The sequence below is a fragment of the Marinomonas sp. BSi20584 genome (assembly GCF_002792415.1).
GTDB lineage: Bacteria > Pseudomonadota > Gammaproteobacteria > Pseudomonadales > Marinomonadaceae > Marinomonas > Marinomonas polaris.
The window spans coordinates 116,383-132,384 of the sequence record NZ_KZ454883.1 but is presented as its reverse complement, the minus strand read 5'-3'; the positions used below and the strand labels follow the sequence as shown (position 1 = coordinate 132,384).

At 42.3% G+C, this 16,002-nt stretch carries 20 protein-coding genes; 17 read left to right on the top strand and 3 right to left on the bottom strand.

Annotation, left to right across the window (positions count from 1 at the left end; genetic code table 11):
* Positions 1 to 61 precede the first annotated feature (61 nt).
* The 10 genes from dinB to TY87_RS14765 all read left to right on the top strand — a co-directional run bounded on the left by dinB (position 62) and on the right by TY87_RS14765 (position 7,382).
* Positions 62 to 1,120 (top strand): DNA polymerase IV, encoded by a 1,059-nt coding sequence (gene dinB / locus TY87_RS14810; protein WP_100187660.1) that lies wholly within the window; start codon positions 62 to 64, stop codon positions 1,118 to 1,120.
* 70 nt (positions 1,121 to 1,190) lie between these two features.
* Complete coding sequence (locus tag TY87_RS14805; RefSeq protein WP_072841511.1) at positions 1,191 to 2,171, top strand: hypothetical protein; 981 nt, start codon at positions 1,191 to 1,193, stop codon at positions 2,169 to 2,171.
* 121 nt (positions 2,172 to 2,292) lie between these two features.
* Positions 2,293 to 2,961 carry an alpha/beta hydrolase gene (locus TY87_RS14800; protein ID WP_100187651.1) on the top strand — a complete coding sequence of 223 codons (669 nt, stop codon included), beginning with the start codon at positions 2,293 to 2,295 and terminating at the stop codon, positions 2,959 to 2,961.
* 39 nt (positions 2,962 to 3,000) lie between these two features.
* On the top strand, positions 3,001 to 3,813 hold the full coding sequence (locus TY87_RS14795; RefSeq protein ID WP_100187650.1) for an inositol monophosphatase family protein: 813 nt from the start codon (positions 3,001 to 3,003) through the stop codon (positions 3,811 to 3,813).
* A gap of 30 nt (positions 3,814 to 3,843) precedes the next feature.
* On the top strand, positions 3,844 to 4,302 hold the full coding sequence (locus TY87_RS14790; protein WP_072841517.1) for a DUF2489 domain-containing protein: 459 nt from the start codon (positions 3,844 to 3,846) through the stop codon (positions 4,300 to 4,302).
* Complete coding sequence (locus tag TY87_RS14785; RefSeq protein ID WP_100187649.1) at positions 4,302 to 4,673, top strand: hypothetical protein; 372 nt, start codon at positions 4,302 to 4,304, stop codon at positions 4,671 to 4,673. Before TY87_RS14790 ends, TY87_RS14785 begins: the two co-directional genes overlap by 1 nt.
* A 35-nt stretch (positions 4,674 to 4,708) precedes the next feature.
* A complete protein-coding gene (locus tag TY87_RS14780) occupies positions 4,709 to 5,539 on the top strand; it encodes a mechanosensitive ion channel family protein (protein ID WP_072841521.1) in 831 nt (276 codons plus the stop codon).
* A 117-nt stretch (positions 5,540 to 5,656) separates the two neighbouring features.
* Positions 5,657 to 6,166 carry a transcription elongation factor GreB gene (gene greB, locus TY87_RS14775; protein ID WP_100187648.1) on the top strand — a complete coding sequence of 170 codons (510 nt, stop codon included), beginning with the start codon at positions 5,657 to 5,659 and terminating at the stop codon, positions 6,164 to 6,166.
* On the top strand, positions 6,163 to 7,026 hold the full coding sequence (locus tag TY87_RS14770) for a DUF72 domain-containing protein (RefSeq protein ID WP_100187647.1): 864 nt from the start codon (positions 6,163 to 6,165) through the stop codon (positions 7,024 to 7,026). The genes greB and TY87_RS14770 overlap by 4 nt, the downstream gene beginning before the upstream one ends.
* A gap of 47 nt (positions 7,027 to 7,073) precedes the next feature.
* Positions 7,074 to 7,382 carry a YqfO family protein gene (locus TY87_RS14765; protein ID WP_072841525.1) on the top strand — a complete coding sequence of 103 codons (309 nt, stop codon included), beginning with the start codon at positions 7,074 to 7,076 and terminating at the stop codon, positions 7,380 to 7,382.
* Here the strand turns inward: TY87_RS14765 and TY87_RS14760 are convergent.
* From TY87_RS14760 to TY87_RS14750, 3 genes are all read right to left on the bottom strand, one after another.
* Positions 7,363 to 7,908, bottom strand: a complete 546-nt coding sequence (locus tag TY87_RS14760; protein ID WP_072841527.1) for an NUDIX hydrolase — start codon at positions 7,906 to 7,908, stop codon at positions 7,363 to 7,365. The two genes, TY87_RS14765 and TY87_RS14760, sit on opposite strands and share 20 nt — an antisense overlap.
* Before the next feature lie 9 nt (positions 7,909 to 7,917).
* Positions 7,918 to 9,174: an HlyC/CorC family transporter gene (locus TY87_RS14755; protein ID WP_072841529.1), complete on the bottom strand. Its 1,257-nt coding sequence runs from the start codon at positions 9,172 to 9,174 to the stop codon at positions 7,918 to 7,920.
* A gap of 83 nt (positions 9,175 to 9,257) precedes the next feature.
* Positions 9,258 to 10,025 (bottom strand): cytochrome C assembly family protein, encoded by a 768-nt coding sequence (locus tag TY87_RS14750; protein ID WP_072841531.1) that lies wholly within the window; start codon positions 10,023 to 10,025, stop codon positions 9,258 to 9,260.
* Positions 10,026 to 10,154: 129 nt separating this feature from the next.
* On the opposite strand from TY87_RS14750, the gene ffh reads away from it, so the two are divergent.
* The 7 genes from ffh (at position 10,155) to TY87_RS14715 (ending at position 15,998) form a co-directional block, all read left to right on the top strand.
* On the top strand, positions 10,155 to 11,537 hold the full coding sequence (ffh, locus tag TY87_RS14745; protein ID WP_100187646.1) for a signal recognition particle protein: 1,383 nt from the start codon (positions 10,155 to 10,157) through the stop codon (positions 11,535 to 11,537).
* 178 nt (positions 11,538 to 11,715) lie between these two features.
* Entirely contained in the window at positions 11,716 to 11,964 is a 249-nt protein-coding gene (gene rpsP / locus TY87_RS14740) for a 30S ribosomal protein S16 (protein ID WP_012071436.1), read from the top strand.
* A 15-nt stretch (positions 11,965 to 11,979) separates the two neighbouring features.
* A complete protein-coding gene (gene rimM, locus TY87_RS14735; protein ID WP_072841534.1) occupies positions 11,980 to 12,525 on the top strand; it encodes a ribosome maturation factor RimM in 546 nt (181 codons plus the stop codon).
* A 22-nt stretch (positions 12,526 to 12,547) separates the two neighbouring features.
* Positions 12,548 to 13,300: a tRNA (guanosine(37)-N1)-methyltransferase TrmD gene (gene trmD / locus TY87_RS14730; protein ID WP_100187645.1), complete on the top strand. Its 753-nt coding sequence runs from the start codon at positions 12,548 to 12,550 to the stop codon at positions 13,298 to 13,300.
* A gap of 69 nt (positions 13,301 to 13,369) precedes the next feature.
* Positions 13,370 to 13,732, top strand: a complete 363-nt coding sequence (rplS, locus tag TY87_RS14725; RefSeq protein ID WP_072841538.1) for a 50S ribosomal protein L19 — start codon at positions 13,370 to 13,372, stop codon at positions 13,730 to 13,732.
* A 103-nt stretch (positions 13,733 to 13,835) separates the two neighbouring features.
* Positions 13,836 to 14,552 carry a thioredoxin fold domain-containing protein gene (locus TY87_RS14720; protein ID WP_072841540.1) on the top strand — a complete coding sequence of 239 codons (717 nt, stop codon included), beginning with the start codon at positions 13,836 to 13,838 and terminating at the stop codon, positions 14,550 to 14,552.
* A 144-nt stretch (positions 14,553 to 14,696) separates the two neighbouring features.
* Positions 14,697 to 15,998, top strand: a complete 1,302-nt coding sequence (locus TY87_RS14715) for a homoserine dehydrogenase (protein ID WP_072841542.1) — start codon at positions 14,697 to 14,699, stop codon at positions 15,996 to 15,998.
* Positions 15,999 to 16,002 lie beyond the last annotated feature (4 nt).

Below are 16,002 nucleotides of genomic sequence, written 5' to 3'. Positions count from 1 at the left end.
AGTGTCTGGTTGCTCTAAATGGATAGCCCTTGTTTTTATACAGTATTTTTTGGGTGTTATATTGCAGAATCGAAAGATTATTCATATAGATGCTGATTGTTTTTATGCTGCGATAGAGATGCGGGACGATCCTAATTTGCGCAATATTCCAATGGCTATTGGGGGGCCCGCAAGTGGACGGAGTGTATTGTCGACGGCTAACTATGCCGCTCGAGTTTATGGTGTTCGTTCTGCTATGCCGACATCTGTGGCGAAACGGCTATGTCCTGCCTTGCTTGTTATACCTGGAAATATGAATAAATACCGACTTGCTTCTGAGCAAATGCATGCTATTTTTCGAGAATTCACCGATATCATTGAGCCCTTATCATTGGATGAAGCGTATCTTGATGTTACTAACTCATCAAGTTTTCAAGGAAGTGCTACACGGATTGCGGAAGAGATACGTTCAAGAATACTGAAAGAAGTTGGTATTACGGTTTCTGCAGGAGTAGCGACTAATAAATTCATCGCAAAAGTAGCAAGCGATTGGGATAAACCAGATGGATTAACGGTTGTTACGCCAGAAAAGCAGTTTGAGTTTGTTTCTAATGTTCCCGTTAAATTTATTTCAGGAATAGGCCGTGTTGCGCAAGAAAAGCTTGCTTCACTAGGCGTATTTAAGTGCTCAGATTTACAAGCATTAGATTTTTCTGTTCTGCAAAAAAGTTTTGGCAGTATGTCATTTCGTTTGTCCCAATTTGCCCTAGGTATTGATGATCGTCCAGTGACTGTTTCTCGGGAAAGAAAGAGTATTTCGGTGGAGCATACCTTTTCTAAAGATTTGCTTGATCTCAAAGAGTGTCAGTCAGTCCTACCTATCTTGCTGACCGATCTAAAAAAGCGTATGTCGGGAAGAGATTTCGAATCTCAACTAAGTAAATATTATCTAAAAGTAAAATTTGACGACTTTAAGCAAACAACGATAGAGCAACCAATTAAAGCCAAATTGTCTGATGATGTGTTTTCGCAACTGTTGCAGCAGGCTTATTCCCGGTCTCGTCGTCCAGTTCGTTTAATTGGTGTGGGCTATCGTTTGTCTCCACCAGAGCCTCATCAATTGAACCTCCCTTTCATTTGAGTGTGTAAATTTTGATCAATTTCGTGGCGGCTTACTATACTTAAGGGCGAACAATACGGAGGTGATCATTATGTTGAAACAGCAAAGTAAGTTTGATTATACAAATCTAAGCATGCCAGACCCCTTGTCACACCGGTTGCGATTCGAAGTGGAGCAAACATTAAGCTGTTTGTATGCGGATGCTTCTTTGGTTGATCAAATGGATGGATTGTATTTGCCTTTTTCTAGCTGGTTGAGTCAAAAGGCTCATGTAGGGAAAGGGCCTTTAGTTGTAGGTGTTGGTGGTGCGCAAGGGTGTGGGAAAACGACGTTTTGTAGTGTTATTAGTCGAATATTAAGTAAGGGCTTTGACCTGAATTGTATCGTGATCAGTTTGGATGATTTGTACAGCACTCGGCAAGATCGCATGAAATTTGCCAAACAAACAACATCAATGTTTTCTGTGCGAGGTGTACCTGGAACTCATGATGTTAGTTTTGCGCTCTCGCTTTTTGAGCGATTGAAGAATCTTAAAGAAGGTGAAGTGATGAAGTTTCCTCGCTTCGATAAGTCTATTGATGATCGAAAAGCGGTACATTTATGGCAAGAGGTTCAGGGACCTGTTGATGTTGTTCTATTTGAAGGTTGGTGTGTTGGTGCACCACCAATGGGTGGGGACATGGATCAACCGTTGAACCAGCTTGAAGCAGAAATGGATGCTGATGGATTGTGGCGTAATAAAGTGAATCAACTCTTAAAAGACGACTATAAAGCGTTATTTTCGCAAATTGATTTAATGGCTTGGATGCAGGCACCAAACTACGATGTTATTTATCATTGGCGTGATAAGCAAGAGCGGGTACTGGAAAGTCATCTTCATGATATTCACGGTATTTTGCTGGATACTATTGATTTAAAAGTGATGTCCTCGAAAGAGCTGCAGCAATTTATGCAGTATTACGAAAGACTGACTCGACACATGTTAGCGGTGATGCCAGGTAAAGCGGATGTGTTATTTCAGTTGAATGAAAAACAAGAGGTTATGGAGATGCGCTTTCCAGTTGAGCACTAAACTTTTAACTTTAAAAACTATTTTAAAAGAGACTGCAGTAGGAGCAAGGTGTCGAGTGAGAAACGTCAATATGATAGGCTATGGCTAATTGCGATAGCCTATTTTTTTGGAGTGTTAAAGAATGACTGAATTATTGCCCTCTGTATTAGTGGAAACGAACGAGCAGCCCGATGCTGCTATTATTTGGTTGCATGGTTTAGGTTCAGACGGCCATGATTTTGAGTCTTTGGTTCCTGCTTTATCTTTGTTACCAACGTTAAAAGTGCGCTTTGTTTTTCCTCATGCCCCACGTCGTCCTGTTACTGTCAATGGTGGTATGGAGATGCGTGCTTGGTATGACATCTACGAGATGACTCTAGAGCGAAAAGTAGACATGGAAAATATCGATGAATCCTGTCTACAAGTCGAGCAGTTGATACAAGATCAAATTAATAAAGGCATCGCCCCAAATCGAATTATCTTGGCTGGTTTTTCTCAAGGTGGCGTTATTGCTTATCAAACAGCATTGCACACTAAGCATATGTTAGCTGGCGTGCTCGCGTTATCAACCTATTTGGTTAATGGCGATAAAGTGCCAGAAGCAGATGCTTGTCCTAATGGTCAAACTCCAATTCTTATTCATCACGGCTTGCAAGATCCAGTGGTTGCGCCAGTGTTGGCTACTCAAGCAAGGGATATTTTAGTTTCTAAAGGCTATTCTGTTGCTTATCAATCTTATGATATGCCTCATTCTGTTTGTCCTGAGCAAGTACTAGATATCTCTCATTGGTTAAATGCTCGATTAGCATAGTTGGTTAAGTATATTTATCTCTTCTTTTAAGGGGCTTTTGTGTCTGAAAACTATGAGGAATGGCTGGATTTTGCGAAAGCTCTAGCAATGAAGGCTGGAGAAATGATCGTAACGGCGCGAGAGAATTCAACCTTTGTACGTGATTATAAAATGAATCATGAACTGGTTACTTCGACTGATATTGCGGTCGACCAGTACATTTGTAGTCGCATTGTTGAAAGCTATCCTTCTCACTGTATTTTGTCTGAAGAGTCTTCACCGCATATGGATCTTGGTAGTATTGGTGATGACGTACCTGTTTGGGTGATTGATCCTATTGATGGTACGGTGAATTTTGCACATGGTCATCATCATGTTGCTGTTTCTATTGGTCTTTATATTGGCGATCAGCGAATTTTGGGCGTGGTAAATGCGCCGTTTTTAGGGGAGTGTTTTTGGGCGTTGAAAGGTTCGGGAGCCTTCTGCAATGGTAAGCCTTTAGCGGTTTCTAGCGCTCAAGAGTTAAGGAATGCCTTGGTCGCCACGGGGTTCCCTTATCAAAAAACGGCACTAACGCCTATTATTGAAAGAGTTTCGCGTATTTTGCATCACTGCCAAGATGTTCGTCGTAATGGTTCTGCTGCTTTGGATTTGTGTTGGGTGGCTGCTGGTCGTCTAGATGCGTATTTTGAAAGCGTGAAACCTTGGGATATGGCAGCCGGCACTTTAATAGCGGAAGAGGCTGGCGCCAAGGTGGGGTACTATTTATCTAGCACATCAACTTGGCCTGATGTAGTTAATGGGGAAGGGCTTTTGGTATCGACACCTCAATTATATGCTGACTTTTTAGCTCTTGTTGATGTCGATTTATAACGTGTTTATTTCTGTTTGATTGGATTTTTTATGTCTTTTACTGCATTTATGATTGTTTTGCTCTGTTGTGTTGGTGTTATTGCCGTTTCTCTTTGGTTTATTCGTCATCAACTAAAGTTGAATCAAACCCGAGAAGAAAAGATTCGTGCTGGAGAAAATCGTTTTCTTGAAGAGCGTCAAAAAAGAATTGATAGTATTCGAGTTCTTTTGAAAACAGTGGGGACAGAAGAGCTAAATTGGATAGAAGCCAGTATTCGAATAAAACATTTGTTGGATCAGTTGAGCGAGGATTTGTCTGAGCACGAAGATATTTCGGCTTTTTATATTATTACTGAGAAAACCCAGCATATTCCAACTCACGATCAGTGGGGGGATTTACCTAAGCCTGCAAAAATGAAGTTTCGACTCGAAATGGACAGTTACGAAGTGGAGCATGCTGAGCATTTACAGCGCGCTAGATCCTCTTTGATGGCTTATGACTTTAAATAATGTTGGTTCAGCTGCTAGTTTCTATCAGTTTTTTGTTTCTACTGTTAGTTTTTTGGGTGTTGTTTTTTATTCGTCATCAATCAAAAGTACCTTATTATAGGTTGACCCAAGATCAATGTATAACCTTGCTTAAAAAAGCAATTCAAGGTGTTTTGCCTGAATATGAGTGGCATGCTTTCATCGGTATGACTGTTAGAGATGACGATGTGCTTGATGAGTTAAGAGAGCAGTGTTTATTGATTGATGAGCTAGGTGTGAAGGGAACGCAATTAATTAATGGGCGGATTTGTATTAATTTTAATAAAAAAGGTATTTCTCAGCTGGAATTATTATTGGATGAGTGGCAGCATAAATCAAAGTATTTGGTCTGATTTTATTTTAAAACGGAAGAGCATAGGGTTTAAGTATGAATGAAATAGAGGCGTTGTTTGATCAAGGTTCTGAGTTGATGCCTTGGTTGGCAGATAGTGTTATCAATTTAGTAATTGGTCTTGTTGTTTTCTTTGTAGGTAAGTTCATTGCTTCCAAAGTTTCGCATTGGTGTGAGAAACGAATGCTTAAGGCTTCTGTTGATCAGGCTGTTGCAGGTTTTGCGTCAAGTATCTTGTATGCTTTGATGTTTGCTGGTGTTGCCTTGATGGCATTGGGGCAAATAGGGGTAGAGACGACATCCTTTATTGCTATTCTCGGTGCTGCTGGTTTAGCTGTTGGTCTTGCCTTGCAAGGTTCTTTGTCTAACTTTGCGTCAGGTGTACTGATTATAATATTGCGCCCATTCCGTTCAGGTGACTTTATTGATGCTGGCGGTCAAATGGGTACAGTTAATCGTATAGAGTTATTTCATACGTATCTTAAGACGCCAGATAATCGTGTCATCATCGTGCCAAACTCTTCTGTGATGAACGGCTCTATTGTAAACTTTTCTCGTGAATCAACTCGCCGCTTAGACCTTGTTATTGGTATTAGTTACGATGCAGATATCCGTTTGGCAAAACAAATCATGGAAGAAATTGTTAATGCTGATGAACGTATTTTAAAAGACCCTAAATGCTTAATTGCGGTTTCTGAATTGGCTGATAGTTCAGTGAATTTCTTCCTGCGTCCTTGGGTTGCTTCTGGCGATTATTGGACAGTGCGAGCGGATCTTTTAGAAAAAATCAAATACACTTTTGATGAGCGTGGCGTTGGTATTCCATACCCTCAAATGGATGTGCATGTGCATAAGCAAGAATCGTAAGCTTACATAGCTTTAACTTCTTATCGCTGTAATATATGAAATGCCGCCAACTAATAGCTGGCGGCATTTTTGTTTTTACTATCTTTCGTTTTTTAATAATTAAAAAGGCTGCTAAAAATGAGTCGATACCGTCCGCCCTCGCCACCCAAGTCTGCATATATTACTCAAGAGGGCGCTCATGCTTTATTGGCTGAGCTTAAGTATTTGTGGAAAGAGAAGCGTCCTGCTGTAACCGAAACGGTTCGTGAGGCCGCGGCTCAAGGTGATCGTTCAGAGAATGCGGAATACATATATGGGAAAAGGCAGCTTCGAGAAATAGATCGTCGAGTGCGTTATCTGGAAAAACGTTTGGATGTTTGTACTGTTGTTGATCGTTTTCCTAGTGACCAAGAGCGAGTTTTTTTTGGGGCTTGGGTGACGCTAGAAGATGAAGTAGGAAATGCTAAAGAGTACCGCATCGTTGGTCCAGATGAGCTAGATCATAACCCGAATTATATTAGTATTGATTCTCCTGTCGCTCGGGCTTTGCTCAAGAAGCAAGAAGGTGATGAGGTGGTTATTCGCCTTGCTGGCGGAGAGAAAACCTACATTATTGACGCTGTTGAATACCGTCAAGTAGTTACATGACTATCCACTACGGCATGGCGCAATGGCAGCATCCAGCTTGGGTTAATTGGCTTTATCCTACTTCGCTTCCTACTGCAGAGCGAATTGGCCGATATTCGCAAGTGTTCTCAACGGTTGAAGTTAGTAGTACTTTTTACACCAAAGTGGATGATGCTCAGTTATTACGTTGGTATGAGTCTGTTGCTGGCGACTTCAGGTTTAGTTTTAAGGCACCACAAACAGTCACTCACCGATTGATAGAGCGTCCTTGGCGTGACGTTCAGCAAGATTGGTTTGCCTTCATGCTTTCCTTGCAACCATTGCAGGCTAAGCTTGGCCCAACTATGTTGCAATTCCCTGCGGTATGCGACGAGCGTGCTCTAGAAACGATTCTAGCTTTATGTGATATGTGGACGCTATCCACGCCTTTGTCTGTTGAAGTACGTAATCTTGCCTATTTTGATAAGTCTCAAACCGAGCGACGTTTTTTAACCGGATTGTCTGAGCGTAATGTGAATCGTGTGGTGATGGATTCTAGACCAGTTTTTTCTACGGAAGCGTATTGCGAAAGCTTGGTTGATGCTCAGAAGAAAAAGCCGAGAGTGCCTTGTCATCCCGTAGCGACTGCGAATCATCCAGTCGTGCGTTTTATTGGTCATCCTGATTTACCGCGTAATGAGTTTTGGCTAGGCCAGTGGGCGGCTAAATTATCACAGTGGCTATCTGAAGGGCTCACGCCAAGTGTATTTGTGCATTCTTCAGATAATATCGCAGCGCCAACTCTGGCTGCGCAATTGGATGAAAAAGTACGTTCGCTAACCCCTAGTTATCAAAAATCTTTGGCTTTGCCGCAGAGTCAGGAGCAAGTTAGTCTTTGGTAAGTTGGATAAATTGATTGTTTGTCTAAATGAAATGGTTGGAGGGTGTTATGTATTCGCTAGTATTTTATGTGCCTGAATCTCATTTAGAATCTGTTAAACAGGCTGTTTTTTCGGCTGGCGCAGGTTCAATGGGAAACTATGACTCTTGTTGTTGGCAAGTGAAAGGGCAAGGGCAGTTCAAGCCGGTAAAAGGAGCGACGCCTTTTCTTGGTAAGGTCGATGAATTAGAGTTTGTTGATGAATATCGGGTGGAAATGGTGCTGAGCGAGGAGGTAAAAGCGGTTGTTTTAGCTGCTTTATTGTTGGCGCACCCCTATGAAGAGGTGGCCTATCATTTTATTCAGATACAGTGTTGAAGTGGATGGTGTCTTCGTGAAAACCATACTGGCCTTTTTTATGATCTTCGATGAAAAACTCAATAGTCTTAGTGACGCTGCTAAAAGCCAGCTCCCCCCAAGGGATTTCATCAAAATCAAATAGGGCAACTTCTGAGCTTTCTTCGGTGGCATGAAAGTCATCTTTCTCTAATTCTGCGATATAAAAAAGATGCACTTGATTGATGCGAGGGATGCTGATCATGCTAAAAGCTTGTTTGCATATCGCTGTTGATCCGCTTTCCTCTAATGTTTCTCTTAATGCGCCTTCGCTCGTGGTTTCTTGGTTTTCCATGAAACCGGCAGGCAAAGTCCAGTAGCCTAAGCGTGGCTCAATATTTCTTCGGCATAATAAGATCTTACCGTCATAAAGCGGAATGGTGCCGGTGATCAATCTAGGATTATCATAATCGATAAACTCGCAACTTGGGCAAACCGCACGTAGCCTATTATCCCCAGCAGGGATGGTCATATTAACGGCGTGACCGCATTGCGGGCAATATCTCATGATGTTTCCTTAACGTTTCAGCTGAAGCTTGGCGTATTTGACGACTTTATCTTCGATTTCTTGGATTTCGATCATGTAATGTCCAACCCATAAGCTAATTGGGTGCTCAGGGATGAATTCCAGTGTTTCGATAATAAGGCCGTTGAGTGTCTTTGGTCCGTCTGTTGGTAGATGCCAATCAAGCGTTTTATTTATCTCTCGAATGTGTGTCGAACCTTCGATTCTAAAAGAGCCGTCATCAAGAGTTTGAATTTCTTCTTCTTCGTCTTGGGTTGGTGGAGTGAACTCACCCACGATTTCTTCAAGTACGTCTTCTAGAGCAGCAATACCTTGGACATCACCATATTCATCTACCACGATACCCATTTGCTGATGATCTTTTTGGAAGTTCAGCAGTACTGTGTTTAGAGATGTGCTTTCAGGGATGAAGTAAGGTTCAACGGTTGCTTTCAAAAGGGCAGCCTTTGATGGTGTCGGATCGCGAAGAAATACCGCAGCATGACGTGCGTGAAGTATACCGATGACTTTGTTGATCTCACCATTATAGACAGGCATACGCGTGTGTCTGCTTTGGCAGATTTGTTCGATAATCTCTTCGATCGAGTCTTCAATGTCGATGCCAATGACTTCATTGCGAGGAATCATGATGTCTTCGACAGAGACTTTTTCTAAATCCAGAATTGAAATAAGCATTTCTTGGTGAGCAGCAGGGATCAATCCACTCGCTTCATTTACCACGGTTCTTAGCTCTTCCGAGTCAAGCGTGTCGTGGCTTTTTTGTGAGGCATGCACACCGATTAAACGCAAAAGACCATTAGATAAGCCATTTACCAACCAAACTAGCGGATAAAGAACCTTTAACAAAATTGCAAGGATCCAAGAAGCTGGAAAAGCAATTTTCTCAGGATGTATCGCGGCCAATGTTTTTGGTGTGACTTCTGCGAAAATCAATACAACCATAGTGAGCGCAGCTGTAGCGATAGCGACACCAGCATCGCCCCATAAGCGCACGGCAATGATAGTTGCTATGGCAGAAGCAAGGATATTAACAAAGTTGTTTCCGATTAAGATAACGCCGATAAGTCTATCAGGACGTTCTAAAAGAGAGTTTACTTTTATTGCAGATCGGTTCTTGTTCTTAACAAGGTGTTTGAGCCGATATTTATTTATCGACAACATTCCTGTTTCGGAACTCGAAAAGAAAGCAGAAAGTAAAATAAGACAAAAAAGTATTCCACTAAGAACACCTAAGGGTACTTCGTTCAAAAAGGGATCGCCTCAATTATGTAGATAACTGGATTATTGGTTCTTAAGATCAGACTGTCAAACATACTTTACGTCATTAATAGCTAATGACGTAATATTTGTAGTGCTATTTGGCTGCCAAAGTAGCCGAGCATTAGCAAGAAAAAACCACTCAACGTCAGTTTTACCGCCAGTTGTCCACGCCAGCCTGCTATATGTCTGCCAAGTAGTAATCCTGCAAACACAAACCAAGAAGCAATTGTGAAAAATGTTTTGTGAACTAGGTGTTGGGCAAACATGTCTTCAATAAAATAAAAGCCAGTTGCTATTGTGATGGTTAACAAAATGAAAGCCGCCCAGATAAACTCAAACATCAAGCGTTCTAGGACTTGTAATGGCGGTACTCTAAGTAGTTGCTTTAACTTGTGATTTTTAAGTTGATACTCTTGCATAGCAAGCAGAATACCAACGCCACAAGCAGCAGTGAATAAACTGTAAGCAGCAGAGGCAATAAGAATATGAGCACTAGTGCCCCATGAGTTGCTGTGCAGTTGGGTTAGGTTCCACGGCTCAATGGCATTTAATGCAATAATAATCGCGCCAAGAGGGAATGCGGTGCCGAGCAATAGCGACAAATCTTTGTCGCGGTTACTAAACCAAAGTAGGCTGTTACCAATTAACGCAATAAGCAGCCCAATTGTTAAAAAGTTAAAGCCATCTCTATTAAGTAATACTTGTGTGAGAGAGAATGTGTGTATGGCAATCGTAATTGCCCCAATGTACTGGGTTGAGCGATTTTCTGGACGCAGGTAATACGCTGTGCCAGCAATCAAACAAGCGATACAAGCAAGCCAAAGCGATAATTGAGTCATGAAACTAAAGGTTCCGCAGGGTAAAGGTATAGGGTGATAATCATTTATCCGTTATAATAGAGACAATTTCACCTTGGATAAACTGAAACCGTAGGTTTTTTCCATTTAGAGCCAAAATTTGAGGGCAATATGTTCGACAATTTATCGAATCGCTTAACTTCCTCGCTTGATCGTATTCGAGGTCGAGCTAAATTAACTGAAGACAACATACAAGAAGTGTTACGTGAAGTGCGTATGGCGCTTCTTGAAGCCGACGTTGCTTTGCCAGTTGTTAAAGATTTCATTGCTGCTGTTAAAGAGCGTGCGATAGGGACTGAAGTTTCAAAAAGTTTGAGTCCTGGCCAAGTCTTCCTGAAAATTGTTAAGCAGGAACTTGAAAGCGTTATGGGGCAAGCTAACGATGGTCTTAACCTTCGTGCAGCACGTCCAGCAGTCATTTTGTTAGCAGGTTTACAAGGGGCAGGTAAAACTACCTCGGCCGCTAAATTAGCGAAATACTTAAAAGAACGTGAAAAGAAATCTGTATCGGTCGTCAGTGCTGACGTTTATCGTCCAGCGGCTATTAAGCAGCTTGAAACATTGGCTGGTGAAGTGGGTGTTGATTTCATCCCAAGTGACTTGTCACAAAAGCCGATTGATATTGTTAATAATGCCATCGATTACGCCAAAAAAGCCCATAAAGATGTTTTGATTATCGATACGGCAGGTCGTTTGTCGATTGATGAAGACATGATGGCAGAAATTAAAGCTTTGCACGCGGCAGTTAACCCAATTGAAACCTTGTTCGTTGTGGATGCCATGACGGGCCAAGATGCTGCGAATACTGCAAAAGCTTTTGGTGATGTGTTGCCGCTCACCGGTGTTATCTTAACCAAGACTGATGGTGATGCCCGTGGTGGTGCTGCTTTATCTGTTCGACACATTACAGGTAAGCCGATTAAGTTCTTAGGTGTTGGTGAGAAAACCGATGCATTAGAACCTTTCCATCCTGATCGTTTAGCGTCTCGTATTCTTGGTATGGGCGATATGCTTTCCTTAATAGAGGAAGCAGAGCAAAAGATCGACAAAGAAAAAGCTGATAAACTTGCAGGTAAGCTGAAAAAAGGCAAAGGCTTTGATTTAGAAGATTTCAAAGAGCAGCTTCAGCAAATGAAAAACATGGGCGGTATGAGTTCCATGTTGGATAAGCTTCCTGGAATGGGGCAGCTAGGTAATATCCAAGATAAAGTGAATGATAAAATGTTCGTTCAAATGGAAGCCTTGATAAATTCCATGACACCAGCTGAACGTCATAATCCAGATGTTATTAATGGTTCTCGTAAAAAACGTATCTCAACGGGAGCGGGTTTACAAATTCAAGATTTGAATCGTCTTTTAAAGCAGCATAAACAAATGCAGAAGATGATGAAGAAGATGACCGCCAAAGGCGGAATGAAGAAAATGATGCGTGGTTTGGGGGGGATGATGCCGGGCGGTGGTATGCCTGGCGGCGGAAATTTCCCTAAATTTTAAGCATATCTTCTTGTTTTTACTAACGGCAGTTAAAAAACTGCCGTTTTTAATGTCTGGGTGAGTAATTCACCCTTTTGTTTTTCTAGTTAATCGACTAGAATATGCCGCCTTCTTGTTGTATGAGTCAAAAATTCGACTCGGCAAGGGGTGTTTCGTTAAGCAATAAGGAACCAATCATATGGTAACTATTCGTCTTTCTCGTGGTGGCTCTAAAAAGCGCCCATTCTATCATTTGAACGTGGCTGATAGCCGTCGTGCACGTGATGGTCGTTATATCGAGCGTTTGGGTTTCTTTAACCCTGTTGCTCGTGGTCAAGAAGAACGTCTACGCATCGATCTAGATCGCGTAAATCATTGGGTTAGCCAAGGCGCTCAACTTTCTGACCGTGCTGCGCAGCTTGTAAAAGATGCTAGCAAAAACGCTTAATACTGAGGTAATGCTATGTCTGAATTAAAACAAGCGGCCGCTCCTGAGCAAGCCCTTGTGGTTGGACGCATTACATCGGTATATGGTGTTAAAGGGTGGGTGAAGTTATATTCGCACACCGATCCAATGCAAGGGATCTTTGATTACAAGCATTGGTGGTTGAAAACTCCTAGTGGGTGGAAGATCGTTGAATTAAGCCAAGGCCGTCTGCAAGGGCGAGGTTTGGTAGCATCGGTAAAAGGTTATACCGACAGAGATCAAGTAAAAGATATCTGTGGTATGGACGTTTATATAGATGCAGCAGAACTACCAGATTTGGAAGAAGGTGATTATTACTGGAGCCAACTGGAAGGACTGAGGGTTATTACCAAAGAGGGTGTCCTCTTAGGGAAGGTTTCTCAACTTATGGAAACTGGTGCGAATGATGTAGTTGTTGTCCGCGCGTGTGAAGGTAGCTTTGATCGTGAAGAGCGATTGATTCCTTATGCTCCAGGAACTTATGTTTTAAATATAGATTTAGAACAGCAGGAAATGGTAGTTGACTGGGATCCAGAATTTTAAACAGATAAGCTGAGGTCACAACGTGAAGGTTAGCGTTATATCGCTCTTTCCGGAGATGTTTCAGGCCATTACCCAATATGGAGTAACAGGCAGAGCCATTAAGTCTGGGTTGGTTGAGGTGGATTTTTTTAATCCCCGCGATTTTACTCATGACAAGCATAAGACTGTAGATGATCGACCTTATGGTGGTGGTCCAGGGATGCTGATGAAAGTTCAGCCTCTCAAAGATGCTATTGCGAGTGCCAAGTTATTGGTACCCAATGCAAAAGTTATTTATCTATCCCCTCAAGGGCGTACGCTAACGCAAGAAGGCGTGCAACAGCTTGCTAAACAAGCAGAATTTATTCTGGTAGCAGGTCGTTATGAAGGAGTTGATGAGCGTTTGATTCAATCTGAGATTGATGAAGAATGGTCAATTGGCGACTTTGTCCTAAGCGGTGGCGAGTTGCCGGCAATGGTGCTCATGGATGCTGTATTTCGTATGGTTCCAGGAGTGTTAGGAAAGCAAGCATCTGCGGATGAAGATTCATTCTCTGATGGGTTGTTGGACTGTCCGCATTATACTCGCCCAGAAGTACTAAATGGTGAACCTGTGCCATCGGTGCTGCTTAGTGGCAACCACGAGGAGATTAGACGCTGGCGTTTAAAGCAAAAGCTCGCAAGAACTTTTCAGCGCCGGCCAGACCTTCTGCAGAACCTTGAGTTGGACAAGGAACAGCAGTTGCTGTTAGAAGAGTTTATTCGCGAAACTGAAGATTCAACCTCGGCAGAGTAGGAATTGCGAGCTTATCAGAAAGAAGAGCCTTCATGCTGATAAGAAACCATATCATTAGGAGTCACATCCATGAGTAATAAAACTAAACTGATTCAGCAGATAGAAGCTGAACAAATGACAAAAGAAATCCCAGCCTTCGGTCCTGGTGATACTATTGTTGTTCAAGTTAAAGTTAAAGAAGGTTCACGCGAGCGTCTACAGGCCTATGAAGGCATTGTAATCTCTAAGCGTAACCGTGGTCTTAACTCAGCATTTACCGTTCGTAAAATTTCTAGCGGTATCGGTGTTGAGCGTGCTTTCCAAACGTACAGCCCTTTGGTTGAAAGCATCGAAGTTAAACGCCGCGGTGACGTGCGTCAAGCTAAGATCTACTACCTACGCGAGCGTTCTGGTAAATCTGCACGTATCAAAGAAAAATTGGCTAAACGTTAATTTTTTCTTATTAAAAAAAGGCGACGCGAGTCGCCTTTTTTTATGGAACTAACCCCCTTTCGTATGGCCTAATAGAGACTATTTACATGTCTTTGAGGTTTTCATGAAGCGTTTTTTCTGTTCCCTGTCTCGCTCTACTGCAATAACTATGTTGCTTTCTCTTTCCTGTGCAGTATTTGCTGATCAATCAGCTGTCTTATCTGCGGTTCAAAAGGCGTTGCCTCAATATGAAGTCGAAAGTGCGAAATTGCATGAAGGCGCAGGCTTGTATGTTGTTGTTTTAAAAAACGGTCCAACATTACATGTAACGCAAGATGGCAAATATTTTGTCGCGGGTGATCTTTACCGAATAGACAATACAACGCTTGAGAACGAAACAGAAAAAGCAAAACTTGCCAAAATTGAAACACTTCCTGAATCGCAAATGATTGTCTACAAAGCAAAGGACGAGAAAGCGCACATCACCGTATTTACAGATGTTGATTGTGGTTACTGCCGAATGCTTCATAAAGAAGTCCCAAAACTTAATGAGGCGGGTGTTACTGTGCGCTACTTGGCTTACCCAAGAGCCGGTATAGGTTCAGAAGCCTATACTAAAATGGTCAGTATTTGGTGTTCAGCTGATCCTAAAGAGTGGCTTACGCAAGCAAAATTAGGCGCTGAAATTCCTGAAAACAAATGTGTTAACCCAGTTGCAGATCAGTATAAACTAGGCAATGAAGTGGGTGTGCGCGGTACGCCAAGTATTGTGCTAGGCAACGGTGAGTTTTTACCAGGATATTTACCAGCAGCTGAGTTGGTTAAACACCTTGGGTTATAGTCTTATCGCGAAATATTCCACTAAACATGAGTCTTCTTCAGCCTTTTCTACGTTGGGTTTGAATAATACTGGCGTTATAATGAGTCAACTTGTCACTTAACTAAGTGTCTTATAAAAATTAAATTATCTCTGTGGGGTATTGTTTTGAAACCGGTAAAAGTCGGAATTTGTGGACTGGGGACAGTGGGGTCCGGTAGTTTTAACATTCTTCGTAATAATGCGGAAGAGATTACACGACGTGTGGGTCGCAGTATTGTTATTGAGCAAGTAGGTGCCCGTCGTGATAACGACGCTTGTGATACCTCCGGTATCAATGTTACCCGTGATATTTTTGATGTGGTCAATAATCCAGAGATCGACATTGTTCTTGAGCTGATTGGCGGAACTTCTGTCGCGAAAGAATTGGTTCTTACGGCCATAGAAAATGGCAAGCATGTCGTGACCGCAAACAAGGCGCTTATTGCTGAGCATGGCAACGAAATTTTTGCCAAAGCTCAAGAGAAAGGCGTCATTGTTGCTTTTGAAGCAGCGGTTGCTGGCGGAATTCCTATTATTAAACAGCTTCGTGAAGGCTTGTCTGCTAACCGAATTGAGTGGTTAGCTGGCATTATTAACGGCACAGGCAATTTTATTTTGACGGAAATGAGTCAAAAAGGCCGTGAATTCGAAGATGTATTGGCAGAGGCTCAAGCTCTTGGCTACGCCGAAGCTGATCCAACCTTTGATATTGAAGGTATTGATGCTGCTCATAAACTGACGATTCTTGCATCTATTGCGTTCGGTATTCCGCTGCAATTTGAAAAAACTTATACCGAAGGTATTAGCCGTATCACATCTGAAGACGTGGCGTTTGCAGATGACCTTGGTTATGCCATCAAACACTTGGGCATTGCTCGTCGTTCTAAAGCCGGTATTGAGCTGAGAGTTCATCCGACCTTGATTTCCCATAAGCAGCTTTTGGCTAATGTAAATGGTGTAATGAACGCTATTATGGTGCAAGGTGACGTTGTTGGGCCGACTTTGACTTACGGTGCCGGTGCTGGCGCATTGCCAACAGGCTCTTCTGTTATCGCTGATGTTATTGATGTTGCTCGTACTTTGACGGCAGATCCAACAAACAGAGTGCCGCATTTGGCTTTCCAAGCCGATTCTTTATCTCATGTGCAAATTTTACCCGTTGAAGAAATTGAATGTGGTTTCTTCCTTAACATGACGATTAAAGACCGCGCTGGTGTGCTTGCTAATATTACGCAGATCCTTTCTGTGAATAACATCAGTATCGAGTCTCTTATTCAGCGTGAGCGCGAAGGTAGCGAATTGGTGCCATTGGTTGTGATGACTCATGATGTAAAAGAACGCAATATGAATGCTGCTATTGCGGCGATTGAAGCCTTGCCGGATGTTGCTGGAACAGTGCAGCGAATCCGTGTTGAAAACTTGGCGTAAGAGA

Bases quoted from the DNA above. Each gene is read 5' to 3' on its own strand.
- TY87_RS14805 (WP_072841511.1), top strand. From the start codon at position 1,191: ATGTTGAAACAGCAAAGTAAGTTTGATTATACAAATCTAAGCATGCCA.
- TY87_RS14800 (WP_100187651.1), top strand. From the start codon at position 2,293: ATGACTGAATTATTGCCCTCTGTATTAGTGGAAACGAACGAGCAGCCC.
- TY87_RS14790 (WP_072841517.1), top strand. From the start codon at position 3,844: ATGTCTTTTACTGCATTTATGATTGTTTTGCTCTGTTGTGTTGGTGTT.
- TY87_RS14785 (WP_100187649.1), top strand. From the start codon at position 4,302: ATGTTGGTTCAGCTGCTAGTTTCTATCAGTTTTTTGTTTCTACTGTTA.
- TY87_RS14780 (WP_072841521.1), top strand. From the start codon at position 4,709: ATGAATGAAATAGAGGCGTTGTTTGATCAAGGTTCTGAGTTGATGCCT.
- greB (WP_100187648.1), top strand. From the start codon at position 5,657: ATGAGTCGATACCGTCCGCCCTCGCCACCCAAGTCTGCATATATTACT.
- TY87_RS14770 (WP_100187647.1), top strand. From the start codon at position 6,163: ATGACTATCCACTACGGCATGGCGCAATGGCAGCATCCAGCTTGGGTT.
- TY87_RS14765 (WP_072841525.1), top strand. From the start codon at position 7,074: ATGTATTCGCTAGTATTTTATGTGCCTGAATCTCATTTAGAATCTGTT.
- TY87_RS14760 (WP_072841527.1), bottom strand. From the start codon at position 7,908: ATGAGATATTGCCCGCAATGCGGTCACGCCGTTAATATGACCATCCCT.
- TY87_RS14750 (WP_072841531.1), bottom strand. From the start codon at position 10,025: ATGACTCAATTATCGCTTTGGCTTGCTTGTATCGCTTGTTTGATTGCT.
- ffh (WP_100187646.1), top strand. From the start codon at position 10,155: ATGTTCGACAATTTATCGAATCGCTTAACTTCCTCGCTTGATCGTATT.
- rpsP (WP_012071436.1), top strand. From the start codon at position 11,716: ATGGTAACTATTCGTCTTTCTCGTGGTGGCTCTAAAAAGCGCCCATTC.
- rimM (WP_072841534.1), top strand. From the start codon at position 11,980: ATGTCTGAATTAAAACAAGCGGCCGCTCCTGAGCAAGCCCTTGTGGTT.
- rplS (WP_072841538.1), top strand. From the start codon at position 13,370: ATGAGTAATAAAACTAAACTGATTCAGCAGATAGAAGCTGAACAAATG.
- TY87_RS14720 (WP_072841540.1), top strand. From the start codon at position 13,836: ATGAAGCGTTTTTTCTGTTCCCTGTCTCGCTCTACTGCAATAACTATG.